The sequence below is a fragment of the Phormidesmis priestleyi BC1401 genome, assembly GCF_001650195.1.
GTDB classification, from domain to species: domain Bacteria; phylum Cyanobacteriota; class Cyanobacteriia; order Leptolyngbyales; family Leptolyngbyaceae; genus Phormidesmis_A; species Phormidesmis_A priestleyi_B.
This window is the reverse complement of record NZ_LXYR01000045.1, coordinates 1-19,659: the sequence shown is the minus strand read 5'-3', so window position 1 is coordinate 19,659 and position 19,659 is coordinate 1. Positions and strand designations below refer to the sequence as shown.

Here is a 19,659-nt window from a genome sequence, read left to right as displayed (position 1 = left end):
AATTAAATAAAACCAAATTCTCCCTCACCCCAACCCTCTCCCTAGGGAGAGGGAGCAAACGTCTAGTTCCCCTTCTCCCCAGGGAGAGGGAGCAAACGTCTAGTTCCCCTTCTCCCCAGGGAGAGGGAGCAAACGTCTAGTTCCCCTTCTCCCCAGGGAGAAGGGGTTAGGCGAGGGCTTCGCCCCACTTCGTGAGGAGGGCAACCCCATTTTGCAATAACCGACCTTATTTAATTCGCGATGCTAAGCAGAATGAGAACTGCAACCAGCGACTATTATTCAGATTTGACAAGATTCCGGGTTCGATTGAAATTATCCATCAGTTCTACGAATAATTCTGAAACCCCTTCTAGCTCACCTGATGCGGCTTTCTTCTCTAGCTGGTCTGCTGAAACTTGAATCGCGATCGCACCCGTGTTTGCACTTGAGCCTTTAATATAGTGGGCTTCGCGCCTAATGTTGTGACGATCATGGGCACAGATAGCAGATTCTAATGCCTTTAAACGATCGGGCAATGTCTCAACTAATGTCTTTAAAAGTTCTAATTCAAAGGCTTCGTTTCCATTAGAAAGCCTGCGAAGATAACCCCAATCAATCAAACCATCCCCTGCTACACCGTCTTCCTGATTCGGAGAATGAGCGCTTATCGAGCATTCATTTATCTGCTCTTTTGCAGTCTTAATGATTTGGCTCCAATGACTCAGTTTAGCCGCTAACTCTTCTTGGCGAACTGGCTTACTGAGATAGTCGTTCATTCCAGCATCTAAACAGCGTGCTCGATCTTCTTTCATCGCATTTGCAGTCAGCGCAATGACGATCGTGTCTTTGATTTTTCCTGGCGATCGACGAATTTCTTGCGTTGCTTCATAGCCATCTAATTCAGGCATTTGGCAGTCCATTAAAATCAGATCGTAGTGAATTTTTGTGAGCAGATCCAAAACTTCTTGACCATTGGCTGCAACATCTGCTTCATAGCCCAGGTTTTTTAACTGATTCAGCGCTACTTTCTGATTGACTAAACTGTCTTCTGCCAGCAAAACCTTGAGCTTTATACGACTCTGCTCACCAGCAATGAGTTCTAAAGCAAATCGATCAGACTCTCCTTGTGTCACTGATTGAATCGGCTTGTCATTCGATTTGTTCGCCGCCTCCATTAAGCAATCAAACAAACGAGACTGCTTAACAGGCTTGACTAAATAGGCAGAACCAAGCTTTGATGCATACTCCGTTCCGTTGGGATGGTAGAGCGAAATCATCATCACTAATCGGCTGTTTGATAGCGGCGGACTTAGGCTAATTTGCTGAACTAGCATCTCGCCATCGGGCATCTGCATATCGAGAATCACAATGTTATAAGGAGTCTTTTGCTCGATCGCGTTTTGCATCGCTTCTAATGCTGCATTGACACTTTCTGCCTCGCCTACTTGCACGCCCCAAGCAGAGGCTTGATGACGAATGATCTTTCGGTTAGTCGCGCTGTCATCTACGACTAAGAGTTTGAGACCCCTCAAACTAGCGGCTGTGAATTGAGTAAACTGACTGATCGTCGGATGAAGCTGCTTTTTGAGTGAGAGGGTAAACGAGAAATTAGAACCCTGTCTTGCACGACTTTCGACCGCGATCGTGCCTCCCATTAAATCGACCAATTGTTTGCAAATCGCTAATCCTAAACCCGTTCCTCCATACTTTCGAGTGGTGGAGGCATCTACTTGAGAAAAAGGTCTAAATAACTTTCGTTGAGCGTCTGGAGAAATGCCAATTCCAGTATCGGTGACTGAGAATGAAATGATAGCGGTATCTGGAGTTTCTCCTAAAAGAAACGCCTGAATCACCACTTCTCCAACTTCAGTAAATTTGATCGCGTTTCCTGTCAAATTCATCAGAATCTGACGCAATCGGCTGACATCTCCGCGCAAATGAATCGGAACCTTTTGGTCGATAAAGATTGCAATCTCGATTCCTTTTTTATGAGCAGAAAATGCTAACAAATCAGTAATCTCTTCGATGCAATTCTTGAGATCAAACTCTAGAATTTCTAACTCCATCCGATTAGCTTCTAGTTTAGAGAAATCTAAGACTTCGTTAATGAGAGTGAGCAGACTATCTCCACTGATCCGAATAGTTTCAGCAAAGTCTTGCTGCTGCGGGTCGAGGTTAGAGTCGATCAGCAAGCCTGTCATGCCGATAATCGCATTCATCGGAGTGCGAATCTCATGACTCATAGTGGCTAAAAATTCACTCTTCATGCGAGTTGCCTGCTCTGATTCTCTGCGAGCCTGTTCTAACGCCAGATTTTGGTGTGCTAGCTGTTCTCGCTGCCGAGTTTCTTGAGTCAACAGACGAGATTGTTCTAAAGCAATGCCAACCTGATTGGCAAGTTGAACCAGAAAATCAACCTCAAACGATCGCCAGTGACGAGGGGCAGAACATTGATGAGCCACCAACAAACCCCAAAGCCCGTTGACACCTAGAATGGGCACTAACAGGTTTGCCTGCACCTCAAACCCTGCCAGCATTTCTTGATGACACAGTGTAAGGTCTGCTTGCACAACGTTGTCGATCGTCGAGGTCTCCCCGTTCTCATATCTCTGTCTATACCCATGCTGGAAGCAGTTGTCTTCGATTTTTGCATTCAACGCAGATGTCCAACCTACTCCAACCGATTCAACCACGACGGTGCCGTTCCAATCTGGGTCAAACTGATAAAGCACCACCCGATCTGCCTTGAGAAACTGACGGACTTCTTCTACAGTTGTGCTGAGAATCTCTTGAAGATTGAGAGATTGTCGAATTCGCAAAGTCACGTCAGAGAGCAGTTGCGATCGCCGATTTTGCTGCCGCACTTCTTCTTCTGCTTGTTTTTTCTCAACAAATTGACCGATTTGCCGACCGAGATCAGTCACCATCTCTAGCAAATCTTGATCAGATTGACGAATCTTGTGACTAAAAAATGTGATGATCCCTAACGTCTGATCATTGCCTAAAACAGGAAACCCGATCGCTTGATTAAACCCTGCTCTAAGGGCGGAGGGCGATCGTAAAAAGTTTGTATCCTGCACGAAGTCGGCTATCCAAACAGGCTTGCTGGTTTGCCACACTTGCCCCGGCAACCCTACACCTTGAGCAAAGGTGAGCTGCTGAGACATCGCCTCAAAGTCGGTTGAAGGAGCCAAAGGTGTGACCCAGACTTCTGCGAGTCGCAGCAGATTTGCTTGAGCATCAATGACCCAAAACTCGCCCAACTCCCAGCACAAAGCGCGACCCAGCGCCTGGAGAACTCTAGTGATTGCCTCACTGAGCGTCGAAGATTCTGCTAAGACACAAGCAATCTCATATTGGATGCCTCGACGCTGTTCAGCCCGCTTGAGTTGGGTGATGTCTCGTGCGACCAAAACCACTGAATCTTGAGATAAGGGAGAAATGCTCGTCGAGAAATAGACTTCTTGCTCCTCGATCGCCAAACTATAGTCACAATTCAGGGTTTGCTGAGTGGTTAAAGCCGTTTGAATGTGGCTCAAGATGAGGTCAGCCTTCGCGAATGGCAGCATATCATGCAGCGTTTTGCCTCTCATTTCGTCAGAAGGTTTGTAGAGATTAACGGGATTGGTCGGAGCAATCTTGATGCACCGCCCGTCTGCATCTCTGACCAAAACCACATCGGTCATGGCAGCAAAGAGTGCACGCAGCTCTGCCTCTGAGCCTTTTAGATCTGTCTCAGCTTGCCGCCGCTCTGTGATATCAATGCCACTGCAAATCACATATTCAACAGTGCCTTCTGAGTCAGTGAGCGCTGTGTTAGACCAGGCAATTAGCCGCCGATCGCCCCCTCTCGTAAGCCAATAATTTTCGTAGCTACTTGGAAAATGTCCAGTTTGCAAACTGACGAAGACCGCTTTGACAGGTTCAACTTCTTCATCGATTAAAAATACATCCCAAAAGCATTTGTTTCTAACTTCCTCAAACGAGTAGCCTGTGACTTGCTCGCAGGTGAGATTAAAGCGAATGATTCTTCCTTGAGCATCGAGAACAACGACCAAGGCTGCGATCGTATCTAAGGTTGCTGCAATAAAGTCACGCTCTTGCTCTAGAGTTTCTTCTAATCGCTTGCGATTGAGAATCTCGCGATGAATGGCAGCATAAACCCAAGTCAGAATAACAAAATCTAAGCTAATGCCTAAAAAAGAAGTCAGAGTGGCTCTGTGAGCACTCATGATCAGGGTCGTCGATCGCTCTTTTAGCGCAGCCTTCTCTTGAGTCTGCATTTCGCCAATCACAGCGCGAATCTTCACCATGACTTCATTGCCATCGTCAGTGTCAACCATCTGGGCGGCTGCATCAAACCCCTGCACTCGCCGCACCTCAAGGGTTCGATTGAGTTCACCTAGCCGACTTTTGATCAGAACGTCAAGCGCATCGAGTGGACGCTGTTGTTGAGAATTGGCGAACGTCTGCGATCGTAACTCCTTGAGTTCTTGACTAATCTGTTGAACCCCCGCGTAATAAGAGTTTAGATACTGCTCTTTGCCTGTGATCAAATAGCCTCGTTGTCCAGTTTCTGCATCGGTTAGCAAAGAGAGAACTTCTGTGAGATCTAAAAGTATCTGCTGAGACTGTGCTTCTAAGACGTTGCCTTGAAGAACTTGAGAATGGCTCTGATAAGACACTACTCCAACGACTGCCAAAATTGCTGAGGCTAACACAAACCCGCTTGCGACTTTGGCGAAAAAATGCCGACTTTTCTCCCATTTCTGTTTACGCCCTGTCTGAACAAGCTGCAAATCTCTGAGCGTGTGACGTAACTCAATCTGCCGGACAACCTGATGTGCCAGCACTTTGAGAGCTTGGATCTGCTCGTGAGTCAGCGATCGAGGCACGCGATCGAGCACACAGAGCGTCCCCAGGTTATAGCCCTCAGAGGTGGTTAAGGGCACGCCTGCATAAAACCGAATGTGAGGCTCACCTGTCACGAGAGGATTATCAACAAACCGTTCATCCGTCAAAGCATTCGGCACGATCAGCGGCTCTGACTGCAAAATGGCGTGGGCGCAAAATGCCACTTTACGCGGAGTTTGGGTTGCTGCCAGCCCCACTTTTGACTTAAACCACTGCCGCTCAGAATCAATCAAACTTACTAGCGCGATCGGTGTTTGGCAAACGTAAGCAGCTAGATGCGTGATGTCATCAAACACTCCTTCGGTTGGAGTATCTAAAATCTTGTATCGAAAGAGCGCTTGAAGTCTAGCGGCTTCGTCAGGCGATGGTGGGGCTGGAATCATCTTCTTTATCTAGCGAAGTCTAAGAAAAACGGTCAAAACTCAACAGTCAGGCTCAAAAGTTTTTCAAATCACCTTTCTCTATCAAATCGCTAGGCAAGGCAGAGAGAAGATTCCCAGTGATCAAGCTCAGTCGTCGCAAGTCTTTGATGCGATCGTTGCTAGAATACCCAGTTGATAAATGGAACGCAACGGGTTAAGTCATAATACTTACATTTGATTTCTGTCGGTTGTTTGTTCAAGCTATCTTGCACGAATTTATTCCTATCGAGGATGATATTTCGTGACAGAATCAGGTTATGTAGTTTTCTATACATTAATTTGTTCTACCCATAGAAATAGCGGTGGATCCTATAGAATATGCGTGCCGACATCAATCTGTTTCTGTCGAACGATGGAGAGACTTAAGCTAGCACGAATGCTAGATTCAGCAGGCTGTGAATAACGAGGGAACCTTCCCGTTTGAGACTTCACCACGATCGCAGACGGGCAGTGTATCAGTTCGCACAGATTGGGGAAACTCGGCTTCTACTTCCTTGAGAATCGAGGATTAAATAATCTGTCAGACTTGTGAGCCTCTTCTGCCCTCCTCACGAAGTGGGGCAAGCCCTCGCCCAGGAGAAGGGGGTTAGAGTCTTGTTCCCTCTCCTTGGGGAGAGGGCTAGGGTGAGGGTAAGAAGTTGCACTTTAATAAATCCACCTCACTAAGACTAGGGCGTGTTCTAAACCTTTAGTCTTTGTTGCTGTCCCGCCCTGAACTAAAGTTCGGGCTAGTGGTGGTAAGTCCGTTTTAACGGACTAAATGCGAGTCACTGCCCGATCTTCAGTCCGTTTCAACGGACTTTCCCAAATTAGCCCGAACTTCAGTTCAGGGCGAGGCAGCATCGCAGCGAGAAAGGTTTAAAACACGCCCTAAAGCTCTATCTATAGCGGGGGGTTGGTGTGTATGGTTGGTAAGATGTTAAATCTGTCTGACTCAACCATCCGCGTTGCCCCCTAAATTTTGTGCTGCGAAAACACCGCCTACGACTTCTAATATTCTGCCTGGGAGGGTGGGTTCTATTCGATGGGGTTGCTCATCTAGGAGCCGAGGCTTTTTGGTTTCAAGAAGTAGGCTATTTATCAGTGTTTTTGCTGCGGCTGACCACTCAAGGCGTTTTGTGGTCGGGAGTAACTGCCCTGACGATCGGATACTTTCTCACAAACTTAAGGCTGGCTCACCGACACAACTATTCTGAGCCGATCGAAGATGTCGCAAAGCCGATTCACTCAACCGTTCCATTTAGGCTTAAGACTCTCCTACCGATCGCAGCGGGACTGAGCTTATTAATTGGCTTGATGCTGGCGCACTATAGCCAAATCGCGTTCAGCTATTGGCAAGCAGAGCCGACTCGTCTATCAACTTCAACGTTTGATACGATCGCCCTTTGGCAAATCATTCAGCAACTAAATGCTCCCTGGTATTTAGGAGTTGCTTTTGCTGCACTGATTGCATTGCTGGTTTATCCTCGGTTTTTACTCATTGCGATCGCGATCGTGTTGAGCATTTTATTCGGATTCATTGCCTCTCAGCATTGGGCAACGGTTTTACAATATTTTCAGTCCACTCCTTTTAATGCAACAGAGCCTTTATTCAACCGTGATATTAGCTTTTATATTTTTGCGCTTCCTATTGCAGAACTGATTGCGTTTTTAAGTATCGGGCTTTCTCTCTACGGCTTCGTTTCTGTATTGCTGACCTATCTGCTATCGGGCAATAGTCTGAGTCAGGGGCGGTTTCCAGGGTTCTCACCCCAACAGCAGCGTCACTTATATCGAGTTAGCGCAGGTTTAATGGGCGCGATCGCGTTTAGCAATTGGCTGAGTTGTTATCAACTGCTCTATTCTACAAACGGGGTAATCTATGGAGCGGGCTATACCGATGTTAAAGCAAAACTACCTGCCTACATTGTTCTGAGCCTTAGCGCTTTGGCGATCGCGCTTTACCTACTCTGGCACTCTGTCTTTTGGCAGCCAAGATCAAAGCATCGTCGCTGGGCTGTGATAGCGCTGTGGCTGTTTAGTGGGTTGTCTGTAGTAGGAGTTGCTTTGCCAGAAGCAGTTCAGTATTTGATCGTTCAGCCGAATGAATTGGTGCGAGAGCGACCTTATATTCAACGCACGATCTCATTGACTCGGCAGGCTTTTGGGCTGGAATCGATCGATTCGCAAACCTTCAATCCTCAAGGGCAACTCACCGAAGCCGATATTCGAGCCAATGACCTGACCATTCGCAACATCCGCCTGTGGGATCAGCGACCCCTCCTCGCGACCAATCGTCAACTTCAGCAAATCCGCCTCTACTATCGCTTTTCTGATGCCAACATCGATCGCTACACCCTGCCAACTGAAGTGGCAACTCGCAGACCGAATGCCCCTAGTCAGCCCTCGTCATCTGCTCAATCTGAGACAGAACGCCGACAGGTGTTTATCGCTGCACGGGAGATGGATGTAAATGCAGTGCCTCAACAGGCACAAACTTGGATCAATCGTCATCTGATTTACACGCACGGATATGGGTTTACGGTGAGTCCGGTGAATACGGTTGGGGCGGGTGGCTTACCAGAATATTTTGTTAAAGATATTGGCGACACCAATGGCGGAGCGCTCGTGACATCCAGTGAGGCGATTCGATCGGGAATTCCGATCGGGCGACCTCGAATCTATTACGGTGAGATCACAGATAACTATGTAATGACCGGAACGCGACAGCGAGAGTTAGATTATCCGAGTGGCAGTGACAATGTTTATAACTCTTATGATGGGCAAGGTGGAATCTCGATCGGCTCGTGGTGGCGACGGGCATTGTTTAGCCTCTACTTAAAAGACTGGAGAGTCTTTCTAACACGGGAATTTCAACCACAGACAAAGGTTTTATTTCGTCGCAATATTAATCAGCGGATTCGGGCGATCGCGCCATTTCTCCGCTACGATCGCGATCCCTATTTAGTGGCGGTAGACGCAAACAGGAATAACAAAGGTCAGTTTCCAGCCAATCAAAACTATCTTTACTGGATCGTTGATGCCTACACGACTAGCAATCATTATCCCTATTCAGAGCCAGCGAATGGCGATATCAATTACATTCGCAATTCTGTAAAAGTTGTAATCGATGCGTATGATGGCACTACTAACTTTTATGTAGCCGATGCCAGCGATCCGATTATTAAAACGTGGTCTGCAATTTTTCCAACCTTATTAAAGCCTCTAGCATTGATGCCAGACGCGCTGCGTGATCATATTCGTTACCCAACTGACTTTTTCAACATTCAGTCTGAGCGATTAATGACCTATCACATGACCGATCCTCAAGTGTTTTATAATCGTGAAGATCAATGGCAAATTCCCAATGAAGTCTATGGGGCAGAATCCCGTCCGGTCGAGCCGTACTACTTGATTACCAGTCTTCCTACCGTCCCGTTTGAAGAGTTTATTTTGCTGTTGCCCTACACGCCACGAGAGCGCACTAATTTAATTGCTTGGTTAGCGGCTCGATCGGACGGTGAAAATTATGGTCGCTTGTTGCTCTACACCTTCCCCAAAGAACGGCTGATCTATGGCACTGAGCAAATTGAGGCACGTATCAACCAAGATCCCGTGATTTCACAACAAATCTCGCTGTGGAATCGGCAAGGGTCAAGAGCTATTCAAGGAAATTTGCTGATTGTGCCGATCGAGCAATCATTGCTGTATGTAGAACCGATTTATCTAGAAGCGACCCAAAATAGCTTACCAACCCTTGTTCGCGTCGTGGTTGCCTACGAAAACCGAATTGTGATGGCTCAAACGTTAGAACAAGCCCTGCAAGCGATTTTTCAACCAGAAGTCACGCCTGCCCCTGCGATTATCCGTCCGTTTGAGGAGCCTGCTTTGAGCAATTAAACCCTATTGTTTGTCTAACGGGCTTTAACTCCTCAATTTGTATCCCACAATCCACTCTTAAATTCAATGCAAAAGCTACCTGACGCGCTAGACAACGTTTTGATCAATACCAGCGACCCGGATGCTGTCTTTTCCGCCTTGTTGCCCGTGTTGTGTGAAGTGTTGCAGTGCGATCGCTGCTTCCTCTACTTGCGAAATCCTAATACGAATGTGGGACATACGCCTTACTGTTGGCGACGAAACCCAGCGGTTCCCGATGTCACCAGCAAGGAGCTAAAAATAGAACCAGAATCTTTGTCCGAAGAAGATCCGCTTTTTGCAGCGGCACTAGACGCAAAGCCGTCAGTCTATGTCGAAGATGTCGAAACCGCTGATTCAACAGTCGTCAACTTAGAGTTTGAACAAAAGTCTTTTGGGCACAGAGCTTTAGTTCATGCTCACCTACGTCAAGACGGCGTGACGTGGGGAATTTTGCAACCCTGTGTCTTTGGTCAGCCGCGAGTTTGGACAGAATTTGACCGCGATGTTATGACTCAAATAGAGCAGAAAATTACTCCGATCTCCGTTGCATACGTCAAAGAAAAGATTCCTGAATAAGATTTTCAGGGGTTATTGGGTGCATTGAAACCCTCGATCGCTAGCAGATGGGATAGGTAGTCTGCTAGCGATCTCAATGACGCTTAAAGACTGATTGACCCCGGCAATAAAACGGAATCGATCACATGAATCACTCCATTGTCAGCTTCAACATCTGGCGTGGTGACTACTGCATTATTGATTTTGACGCTGCCATTAGAAGCATCAATCTTGACATCTTCTCCTTGAGTGGTCGTTGCACTGTTCATCTTAACGACATCTGATGCCATCACTTTTCCAGAAACAACGTGATATTCTAATATCTTTCTTAGCGTTGGAAGATCTTCTAGCAGCGATTCAACCGTTCCTGATGGCAGCTTAGAAAAAGCGTCATCGGAGGGCGCAAACACCGTGAATGGACCCGGACTCTTGAGTGCAGTATCAAGACCAGCCGCTGTAATAGCGGTCACTAAAGTGCTAAAGGTTCCCGCGCTCATCGCAGTATCAACAATGTCAGGCATAGTTTGAGAGTAATAATGTGTTTGAATTTACGATCGTCGCGAACTTCAAAAATATATTTCTAAAGACAAATTAGAGAATCTATCGATCGAACGAGATTATAAAGCCGCTCAATCTACCCTTTGGAGTATGCGATCGTGCTAGAGAATGTTTTGCACTTTTGAATCCGATACTCATCTACTGTCTAATACTCATTTGATTTTTGAATGGGACAGATCCTGTGTCATGGCAAAATTGGCAAGACGTTTCACCGAAACGTCTCTACAGCATCGGGTAAATCCATCATCTGTCGCATTCATTGATCGATTTGGTATGACCATCAACAGGACAAATGCAATCAGGTGAAAGCCCGTTCAGGTTTCTGGTAATCGCTCGTAATCTCGCACCAAGCGCCGAAAGCGAGACATCCATCACCTCATGGACTCAAAACACCTTCTGCGCTAACTCCAGACTTACAGGGAACTCTACGATCGTTCACCTTCGTGATCCATTTGTCCGAATTTGCTAAGTATCAGGGTGAAGTTAAATTCAGTCGTAATCATTGTTAGAACGTTGAGGAACTTAAATGTCTGTAAAAAAGTTGATTCTGCCTGCTGTGGCTGCGACTGCTCTTGCAGGAGGCGTGGCAGGATACCTTTATTTCAACGGGGCAACAGGCGATAGTGCAACCCCTTTAGGAATCGCTAAAGTCATTCCTAATCAGGCTTATATGGCAGCCTTTATTGCTACAGATGAAAAAAATTGGGCAAAGCTAAAGCAGTTTGGCACCCCCGAAGCTCACCAGGCAGTCGATAAAAGCCTTCAGGAATTTCAGCAAAAAATGCTGACCGAAACGAGCGTTGATGCAGACAAAGACCTGAAGCCCTGGGTGGGCAACCTGATGGTGGCAGTCATGCCCAGCGCCAATCTTAAAGAGCCAGATGTGGTGATGGCGATCGCCATTAAAGATAAGGCGAGTGCTCTGAGCTTTGCTAACAAGTTTAAGAGCGGTGCAAAGGTCAAGAACACTGAGACGGATTATAAAGGGGTCAAAATTAATCAACTCGTGGGGGAAAAAAGCAAAAAGCCCATTTATACGGCAGTGCTAAAAGAGTCTTATCTGATGCTGTCGTCTAACAAAACAGCGATCGAGCAGTCGATCGACACTCTCCAGGGCAGCCCCTCTTTTGCGACCAAGCTAGAAGCCACGCCGCAATCGTCTCAAACAGACAACGGAGATGCCCCTGTTGCCCGCTTTTATCTGCCTGACTATGCTGGAATGGTGCAAGCTATGAGCAGCAAGTCTCGCACCCCGATGGACACCTCGACTTTAGAGCAGCTAAAGCGAGTCAAATCTGTGGTCGGCACTGTGAGTATTGATGATGTCGGATTACGCCTCAAAGGGGCGGTGATGGTTGACCCAAAAACCGCGATCGACTATAAGACTTCCCCTGGCAAAGTAGTTGCCCAGTTTCCAACTGACACGTTTGCGCTCGTGTCTGGCGCTAATCTTGACTCTTATTGGAGCCAGATGGCAGCACAAGCCAAAGACAGCCCACAGGAAAAGCAAGTGGTTGACACGATGCGAGGCGGCAGCCAAATGATCGGTCTTGACCTCGATAAAGAGATCTTTAGCTGGATGAACGGCGAGTTTGCGATCGGCATGATGCCGCTCAGTCAAGGCATACTGGGGCAGCTTGGATTTGGAGGGGCAATGGTGTTTAGCACGAGCGATCGTAAAACCGCCGACGCAACGTTGAGTAAGCTGGACACGATCGCAAAGAGTCAATCTCTGGCGATCGTTGAGCGTAATGTCAACGGCAAAAAAGTGACTGAATGGAAAACGCCTCAAGGTGCTCTTTTGGGTCACGGTTGGCTAGACAACAACACTGTATTTATTGCAACGGGTGATCAGCTTGTGACTACGCTGTCCAGTCAAACTAATCCTTCTTTAGAAACCAGTGATAGTTTTAAGGCGGTAACGGCTTCTCTGCCTAAGCAAAATATTGGCTACTTTTACGTGGATGTGGAGAAAACCATGACTTTGATTAACAGAGTCACGTCAGTTTCTCAAAAATCAGCCATGAACCCAGAAGCCACTGCGATTCTAAATTCGATTAAGGGGTTTGGTGGGACGACTACTCCAACCGACAAAGCAACGAGTCAATTTGAAGCGGTGCTGGCACTTAACCCTGCGAAGTAGTTTGAATCTCTTGATGAGGGGTGTATCTTGCTCTGATACACCCCTTACCTTAGGTGCATCATCAACCCAAACTTGTCTCAGAGCCGGACTGCAACCGACATCTATCGGGTTCGTCCTAATGTTTTAGTACAATTCGATAGCGTGCCTTGCCACTATGCAGCCGTTCTAACGCCTCGTTGATCTGGTCAAACGCAAACATTTCGGTGATGGGTTCGATGTTGTGTCGGGCTGCAAAATCGAGCATTTGATTCGTCGTTGCAGGGCTACCGAGAGGACTGGCAGAAATCGACTTTTGACCGGGCATCAACGAGAAGACATAGACACTAACCGGGTTAGGCACCACCCCCACAAAGTGCAGTCGCCCTTTGGGACGCAAACACGCGATGTAAGAGTTCCAGTCGAGATCGGCATTCACCGTCGAGAGAATCAAATCAAACGAGTTTTCGACTGACTTTAGCGCCGTAGCATCACGAGAGTTCACAAAATGATCCGCACCTAGTTCTCTCGCTTCAGCTTCTTTATCAGAGCTAGTCGAAAACGCGGTGACATCACACCCCCAAGCGTGAAGAAATTGCAACGCCAGGTGACCCAATCCACCAATACCGATGACTCCGACTCGATCGGTAGGCTTCACGTCAAATTGCACGAGCGGATTGAAAACCGTAATGCCTCCACAAAACAACGGTCCCGCAGTCGCTGGATCGATTGCTTCGGGTAATGGTAAAACCCACGCCGAGTGAGCGCGAATTGCATCAGCAAACCCACCATAGCGACCAACGATCGTGGCTTCTGCGGTCAAGCAAAGATTATGATTGCCTGACATACACCATTCACAGGTCATGCAGGATCGAGAGTTCCAGCCTAAGCCGACTCGCTGCCCAACTTTGAGTGTTTTGACTGAGTTACCAACACTGGCGATCGTGCCAACGACTTCGTGCCCAGCGACTAACGGATATTGCGAGATGCCCCAATCGTTGTTGAGCATACTCAAATCACTGTGGCAGATCCCACAGTATTCGATCTTAATTTCGACTTCTTCGCCTCCCAAAACGCCCGGATCGTATTCAAAGGGTTTAAGGTCGGCACCCTTTTTCTCAGCTACATAGGCGTGAATCATGGTGAAAGCTCCTTTGAAAGGCTGTTCAAGTGTTCGGCTTATTTTAGAGCAGAGAATTAAAATAGTCATCCATCTTTGTGACCGCTCAAACTATATATCAGACCATTAGTGGACTCTAGAGAATGCTGCGAGAGACTCTTGAAATGACCTTCTCGATCGATGAAAACCTGCCCGTCGCTGCCATCATTTCACAAAGCGTCAAACCAGGGTATGAAGAGGCTTATGAGCAATGGCAGTGAGACATTTCAGTGGCTGCCCACAGCTTTGAAGGACATGCAGGCATCAACATTATCCGACCTCATGATCACGACCATCCTGAATATGTCGTGATTCTCCGATTTGACCGCTACAAAAATCTCAGAACCTGGCTTGAATCAGACGTTCGCAAATGTTGGCTCGAACATGTAAAGCCTCTCACTGTAGCATTTCAGTGGTGTTGCTCACTTAATTTCGTAATCCCCCGCGTCACGCGCCTCTTTGATCGCTTATCGCTGGCTTCATCCCAAAGCAGCCCAGTAACTTCCCCCAATCCTTTAGGATAAAGATGGATTGATACGATCGTGAATTATGGTTTCTCTGTCTCCAAGTCTCAAAGCTAGACTCGCTGCCCCGCTCAAAATCGGTGATCTTGAGGTCAAAAGCCGGGTGTTGCAGTCGCCGCTGTCTGGCGTAACCGATCTGGTGTTTCGTCGTCTGGTACGTCGCTATGCGCCCGATTCGATGATGTACACCGAGATGGTGAACGCGACAGGGTTACATTACGTCAAAGAACTGCCGATCATTATGGAGGTAGACCCCAACGAGCGTCCGATCAGCATTCAGCTTTTTGACTGTCGCCCCGACTTTTTAGCAGAAGCCGCACAAATGGCGGTCGCAGAAGGAGCCGATACGGTTGATATCAACATGGGCTGCCCGGTGAACAAAATCACTAAAAACGGCGGCGGCTCTTCTCTGCTGCGAGACCCCGAAAAGGCAGAAGCGATCGTGCGGGCTGTGGTGAATGCAGTCAACGTCCCGGTGACGGTCAAAACTCGCATCGGCTGGACCGATCAAGAAATCAACATTCTCGATTTTGCTAAACGAATGGAAGCGGCGGGAGCGAAAATGATCACCGTTCACGGGCGGACTCGCGCTCAAGGCTATAATGGAGCCGCCAAATGGGAATGGATCGGACGCGTGAAAGAAATTCTCTCAATTCCTGTCATCGCGAATGGCGATATGTTCTCTATTGAAGCCGCCGTTAAATGCTTAGAGCAAACCGGAGCCGATGGTGTAATGTGTTCTCGCGGAACGCTGGGGTATCCATTCTTAGTTGGCGAAGTCGATCACTTTTTGAAAACTGGGATTGAAAGATTAAAACCCACTTCGATCGAGCGTTTAGAATGCGCCCGCGAACATCTGCAAATGCTGTGGGAATACAAGGGCGATCGGGGAGTCAGACAAGCCCGAAAACACATGACCTGGTATGCCAAAGGGTTTGACGGTGCCGCCGATCTGCGCGGAAAACTCAGCTTAGTTGAAAATGTCGGGCAGGGATTAGCGTTAATTGATCTGGCGATCGAGCGGTTAGCCCAATCCGACTGGCAAGAGATTGAGGAGACAGAATCGCAATTAGTTGAGGTTTAATGATGAAGCTTTTGAGCCTATCTTACACACAACTTAACCTCAAGCGTAACCTTGAAGAGACTAGTTAAATGACTGAAGCACTTCCATCTTATGACAGACTCCAGTTCAAGTAATAGCTCTGAATTGCTCTCCGTAGCTCAAACTGCGAAGTCACTTGATGTAACTCGTCAGCGAGTTCATGACCTGATTAAAAATGGTCAGATCGTAGCTTGTAAGCTAGGGCGTTACTACTACATAGAAGCTGCTGAATTAGAGAACTATAAGAATCAACCTACTGGAAGACCTTATCAACCACGTAGTACAACTCCTACGGAAGGCTCTATTGACAATCGTAAATAGAGTCTGTAAGCTCAAGCTATACCAAAGTACTAGAGGCTAAATCAATGCACCCACTTGAAGCGATCTCACTTGATTTAGCGACTCAACAGGAATTACAACAGGTTTATAAAAGTGAGCATGGCATTCTCTATCAAGGAGATTGCCTCAAACTTCTTTCAGCGTTACCTAATGAATCTGTAGATGTTGTATTTGCCGACCCGCCCTTTAACATCGGAAAAGAGTATGGAAAAGGGATTAGTGATCACATGGAGATCGAGAAGTATTTAGCTTGGTCGCAACAATGGCTTGATGAAAGCGTCCGAGTGCTTAAACCTGGTGGAAGTTTATTTGTATTCAACCTGCCTAGATGGTGCATAGAGTATGGAGCATATCTCAATCAAAAAGGAATGTGGTTTCGACACTGGATTGCTTGCAGGATGCCGAAAGCTTTTCCTAGAGGTAAGAAAATGTCTCCCGCTCACTACGGGCTAATCTATTACACAAAAGGGGAGCCAGCAGTTTTCAATAAAATCTATACACCTATTCAAGTTTGTCGGCATTGTAGCGGAGAAATTCGTGATTATGGCGGACATCGCAAAAGCCTTAATGAAAAAGGTATCAATCTAATGGATGTCTGGGATATGACAGAAGATGTTTGGGAAGATGCCCCTGAAACTGATCCCAACGAAGTGTTGTGGGCGCTAGCAGAGGAAATGTGGACTGATATTCCACCCGTTCGGCATCGTCGCCATAAAAAGCGAGTTCCTAACGAACTTGCTCCTATCATGATGGAACGGATTATTGCTATGGCATCTAATCCAGGTCAAGTTGTAGTTGATCCATTCGGGGGTTCTGGTACTACGTTCTACGCAGCAGAAAAACTTCACCGTTATTGGATTGGTTCGGAAATTGGGGACACAGAGCCAGCAATAGAACGTTTGACTGACTTAGCGAATGGAATCATTGAGCAATGGGAGTCAGCGAGGGGAAACAAAAAACTAAAGAAGCGAAGAGTGACGGTCTCACAACTGCCCATTCCTTACTCTACATAGCTCTTGCATAGAAACATTTAGATCAATGCACGACCGTCTGTTCCTTTAGTAATTGTCGGTATGTTGCCATCTACTTGGTCATGTTCAATCACGAAAATTGCAAGAAACCCCTCTTCGAGCCGAACTGCTCGCCAAACATCAAAATACGGCTCTAGCTCTTCATAGTTACCAATTCGATCAGTTAAATAAGGGTAGAGTTTTCGACTTGGAAGTACGAGGACAGCGCCCAATAAAACACCCCGTAACAACCCAAGAACCATCTTATTGACTGCTCGATGACTTGAGGAGATGTTGCCTGTCTCCCACTCAAGAGCAAAAAGATGGTTGTCAAGGGCTTTTGTTGCATCTACCTTTCCTGGCGATCGAGTCGCATAGTTGATTGAAGTTTCTAGTTTCCATCCAAACCTATCCTTTAGAGCAATCATGCAAGCTTCTTTAATCGGTTTGACACCATTGCCATGTTTGACTGGGTTGATTGTAAAGTTTGTTGCGCCAGAAGGATAAACGATCAGGGAAATAGCTTCGCGAATCTCATCTCGAATAACGGACCAATCGCTTGATTCCTCAAAACTTCCGATACTAATTAAAGAAATCTCTTGAACGATCTTCATACCGACTACTCACTGCCACTGCCATGTAAGAGTAGTGCTGTTTTACATGTTTGTTATGAACGTTAAGCTTTGTGTCTGTATAACCATACAAGTCACCTCGCAGATATGTGTAATCCGCAACCAAAGCTAGTCAACTTGTATTCTCTTGGGACTGCTGAGGCAGCGTTACGATGACAGTCGTTCCTTGACCAACCTGGCTCTCAATTTGAATCTGTCCGTGATGATTTTCGATGATGACTTGGGCGATCGCTAACCCTAATCCCGATCCGCCTGTTGATTTAGTTCGGGCGGGATCGACGCGATAGAAGCGATCGAACAGTTGCGGCAATGCTTCTTCTGGAATCCCGATTCCAGTATCGATCACTTTGACTTGGAGAGACGATCCACTCGTGCGTTTGAGTTGCTGTAGCTCGATCGTGACTTTTCCATTCGTCGGCGTGTACTGTAAGGCGTTGCTGATGAGGTTTGTGAAGAGTCGAGAAATCTGATCGCGATCACACTGAATCGAGAGCGAGTTCTCAATCCGTGGCAGTGACTTCAAAAGGGTAGACTGATTAGCGATAAGTTCTTCTGATTCCGCGCTGTGATTTAGACTTAACGAAATTCCTTTTTCGACGGCGATCGTCTGCTGTTCTTCGACTACTTCAGTCAGCAATTCATCGAGATTGATTAAAACTCGTCTCGGTTGCACCATACTGCTGTCTTGTCGGGCGAGAAATAACAGATCATCAACCAGTCTTCCTAACCGACGCGTTAACCGTTCAACGACCTGTAGATGATAGCGTTGCATTTGGGGATCTGAATCTGGATCAGAAAGTGCAACTTGCACATTCGTTTGAATAATCGCGATCGGGTTCCGCAACTCATGAGACGCGTCGGCGGTAAACTGCTTTAATCGCTGATACGATTCTCGAATTGGCTGCATTGCCAAACCCGATAAAAACCACCCGATCGCGGCAACGATCGCAACCATGACCGTAGTGCCAACGGTGAGATCTAAAAATAGCTCACGAGTGGGTTTTGTCACCTCAAACCAAGGATGACTCACCCGCAAATATCCCAACACTTGCCGCCCAATCTGCACTCGTTGCGTGACTTGTCTCAGCAACTGATCCTTTGACTGGTGAACCGTTTCACCTGCGCTGTTGAAGTTTAGCGGAACGGCGATCGCGTCGGCAAACGTTGACCACACCAATTTACCTTGTGAGCTAAACCACTCCAAATCGATGTGGTCGTCCTCTACCGGAATCGCATTATCTCGAAAGCTTGACTCGACGTTGACGCGCACCTGTCCGCCTTCAAAGTGGGGATCGGTTGGCTCAATCACCAGCGATCGCTGCACGACTTCGACCACATGATTTAGCGTGTCGTCAATGCGCTCAATTAGCGTGCTGCGAACATACAAATAAAATCCGCTTGCGAACACTAAAAGCAATATGGCAGTGACTGTAGTATACCAGAGCGCAAGACGACGACGAGTAACCTGAAACATATCGCCCTTTACCCTTCAGCAAACAACATTGATAAGTCTGCATTCATTAACGCAATGTTGGGATCGCGCTGAATCGCCTGATAATAACGCTGCTGTGACGGAGCGCCTTCTGCATCGGGTTTAAGCAAGGAGTGCGCCTGCTCGATAAGCTGATTAGCCTGGTTGAGCGTCACAGGCTCTTTTGCTGCGAATGCTTCATCGATCTGGACAATAAATTGTGAGATCGGACGCAGCCAGCTAAACCACTTGTCTTCTAAAACAAGCTGAAACAATTCGCCCTGTGATCGGATTTGTCCGTGGGTCTGCTCGTAGGCTTCACGTTCAGAATCTAGTAAGGCTTTGTGGAGCCGCAGCAGCGACACTCGCACAGCTTTGAGATGAATAAGCCTGACATCAAGGGAAGGAGGAACCTCAAACATGAGACAAACGCAGTAAACACCTTATCTATCTTGTCATATTGATCTGCGAGTCGTGAAAGCAGTTTAGGTCAAGGTTTGAATTTCTGCGATCGAGAGTCCCGTCATCTGACTAATGGTATCCACATCTAGCACGTTAAGAAGCTGACGAGCAATGGTGATCGCTTTTTGCTTTGCTCCGATCGCTTCCCCTTCTTCTCGTCCCTCCTGTCGCGCCTTGAGAATTGCGTTGCGGCTGTCGTGAGTAAAGATCTCTCGATTCTCCAAGACTTCTAACTCCTTACGGCTTAGTTTGCTTTGTTTCGCCACGCTGAAAGCATGGTTAATCGCCGGAATCGACTCTAAGCTGGACGGCACTGCTTCAAGCTGGTTGGCGCATTTGAGAAAATATAACCACTTGTCTGTAATAGTTTCCAATCGGTTCAACGGTTGTTTGAATTTGGGTAACTCCACAAATACTATAGCGGTCGCCAAGACTGATAGGACATAGACTGAAGGAAGTCCAACTCAAGACAACCCATTGATGTCAAAACCCTACAGCTACGACCTGCGTCAA

Annotated in this window: 13 protein-coding genes; 6 read left to right on the top strand and 7 right to left on the bottom strand. The window is 47.1% G+C overall.

Translation table 11 applies throughout. The features are described 5' to 3' along the window. Nucleotides 1-275 precede the first annotated feature (275 nt). Nucleotides 276-5,276 carry a GAF domain-containing protein gene (locus tag A8707_RS19470; protein WP_156518738.1) on the bottom strand — a complete coding sequence of 1,667 codons (5,001 nt, stop codon included), beginning with the start codon at nt 5,274-5,276 and terminating at the stop codon, nt 276-278. A gap of 1,002 nt (nt 5,277-6,278) precedes the next feature. Here A8707_RS19470 and A8707_RS19465 point away from each other — a divergent pair. Both A8707_RS19465 and A8707_RS19460 read left to right on the top strand, forming a co-directional pair. After that, nucleotides 6,279-9,194, top strand: coding sequence for a UPF0182 family protein (locus tag A8707_RS19465; RefSeq protein ID WP_068818870.1), 2,916 nt, complete (start codon nt 6,279-6,281; stop codon nt 9,192-9,194). 66 nt (nt 9,195-9,260) lie between these two features. Beyond that, nucleotides 9,261-9,791: a GAF domain-containing protein gene (locus A8707_RS19460; RefSeq protein ID WP_068818869.1), complete on the top strand. Its 531-nt coding sequence runs from the start codon at nt 9,261-9,263 to the stop codon at nt 9,789-9,791. Between the two features lie 83 nt (nt 9,792-9,874). Here the strand turns inward: A8707_RS19460 and A8707_RS19455 are convergent, their stop codons facing one another. Next, a complete protein-coding gene (locus A8707_RS19455; protein ID WP_068818868.1) occupies nt 9,875-10,291 on the bottom strand; it encodes a fasciclin domain-containing protein in 417 nt (138 codons plus the stop codon). A 563-nt stretch (nt 10,292-10,854) separates the two neighbouring features. Between A8707_RS19455 and A8707_RS19450 the strand changes: the two genes are divergently transcribed. Further along, nucleotides 10,855-12,471, top strand: coding sequence for a DUF3352 domain-containing protein (locus tag A8707_RS19450; RefSeq protein ID WP_068818867.1), 1,617 nt, complete (start codon nt 10,855-10,857; stop codon nt 12,469-12,471). 115 nt (nt 12,472-12,586) lie between these two features. Here the strand turns inward: A8707_RS19450 and ahr are convergent, their stop codons facing one another. Then, entirely contained in the window at nt 12,587-13,588 is a 1,002-nt protein-coding gene (gene ahr, locus A8707_RS19445; RefSeq protein ID WP_068818866.1) for an NADPH-dependent aldehyde reductase Ahr, read from the bottom strand. A gap of 567 nt (nt 13,589-14,155) precedes the next feature. Between ahr and dusB the strand changes: the two genes are divergently transcribed. The 3 genes from dusB (at nt 14,156) to A8707_RS19435 (ending at nt 16,584) form a co-directional block, all read left to right on the top strand. Beyond that, nucleotides 14,156-15,214, top strand: coding sequence for a tRNA dihydrouridine synthase DusB (gene dusB, locus A8707_RS19440; protein WP_068818865.1), 1,059 nt, complete (start codon nt 14,156-14,158; stop codon nt 15,212-15,214). Between the two features lie 90 nt (nt 15,215-15,304). Then, nucleotides 15,305-15,553 (top strand): helix-turn-helix domain-containing protein, encoded by a 249-nt coding sequence (locus A8707_RS30695; protein ID WP_074382537.1) that lies wholly within the window; start codon nt 15,305-15,307, stop codon nt 15,551-15,553. Nucleotides 15,554-15,597: 44 nt separating this feature from the next. Continuing rightward, nucleotides 15,598-16,584: a DNA-methyltransferase gene (locus tag A8707_RS19435; RefSeq protein ID WP_068818864.1), complete on the top strand. Its 987-nt coding sequence runs from the start codon at nt 15,598-15,600 to the stop codon at nt 16,582-16,584. A gap of 17 nt (nt 16,585-16,601) precedes the next feature. Here the strand turns inward: A8707_RS19435 and A8707_RS19430 are convergent, their stop codons facing one another. The 4 genes from A8707_RS19430 to A8707_RS19415 all read right to left on the bottom strand — a co-directional run bounded on the left by A8707_RS19430 (nt 16,602) and on the right by A8707_RS19415 (nt 19,577). After that, complete coding sequence (locus A8707_RS19430; protein WP_068818863.1) at nt 16,602-17,195, bottom strand: PDDEXK family nuclease; 594 nt, start codon at nt 17,193-17,195, stop codon at nt 16,602-16,604. 130 nt (nt 17,196-17,325) lie between these two features. After that, nucleotides 17,326-18,687 carry an ATP-binding protein gene (locus tag A8707_RS19425; RefSeq protein ID WP_068818862.1) on the bottom strand — a complete coding sequence of 454 codons (1,362 nt, stop codon included), beginning with the start codon at nt 18,685-18,687 and terminating at the stop codon, nt 17,326-17,328. Nucleotides 18,688-18,695: 8 nt separating this feature from the next. Beyond that, nucleotides 18,696-19,106: a hypothetical protein gene (locus tag A8707_RS19420; RefSeq protein WP_068818861.1), complete on the bottom strand. Its 411-nt coding sequence runs from the start codon at nt 19,104-19,106 to the stop codon at nt 18,696-18,698. A 63-nt stretch (nt 19,107-19,169) separates the two neighbouring features. Next, entirely contained in the window at nt 19,170-19,577 is a 408-nt protein-coding gene (locus tag A8707_RS19415) for an Rpn family recombination-promoting nuclease/putative transposase (protein WP_074382536.1), read from the bottom strand. Nucleotides 19,578-19,659: the final 82 nt, after the last annotated feature.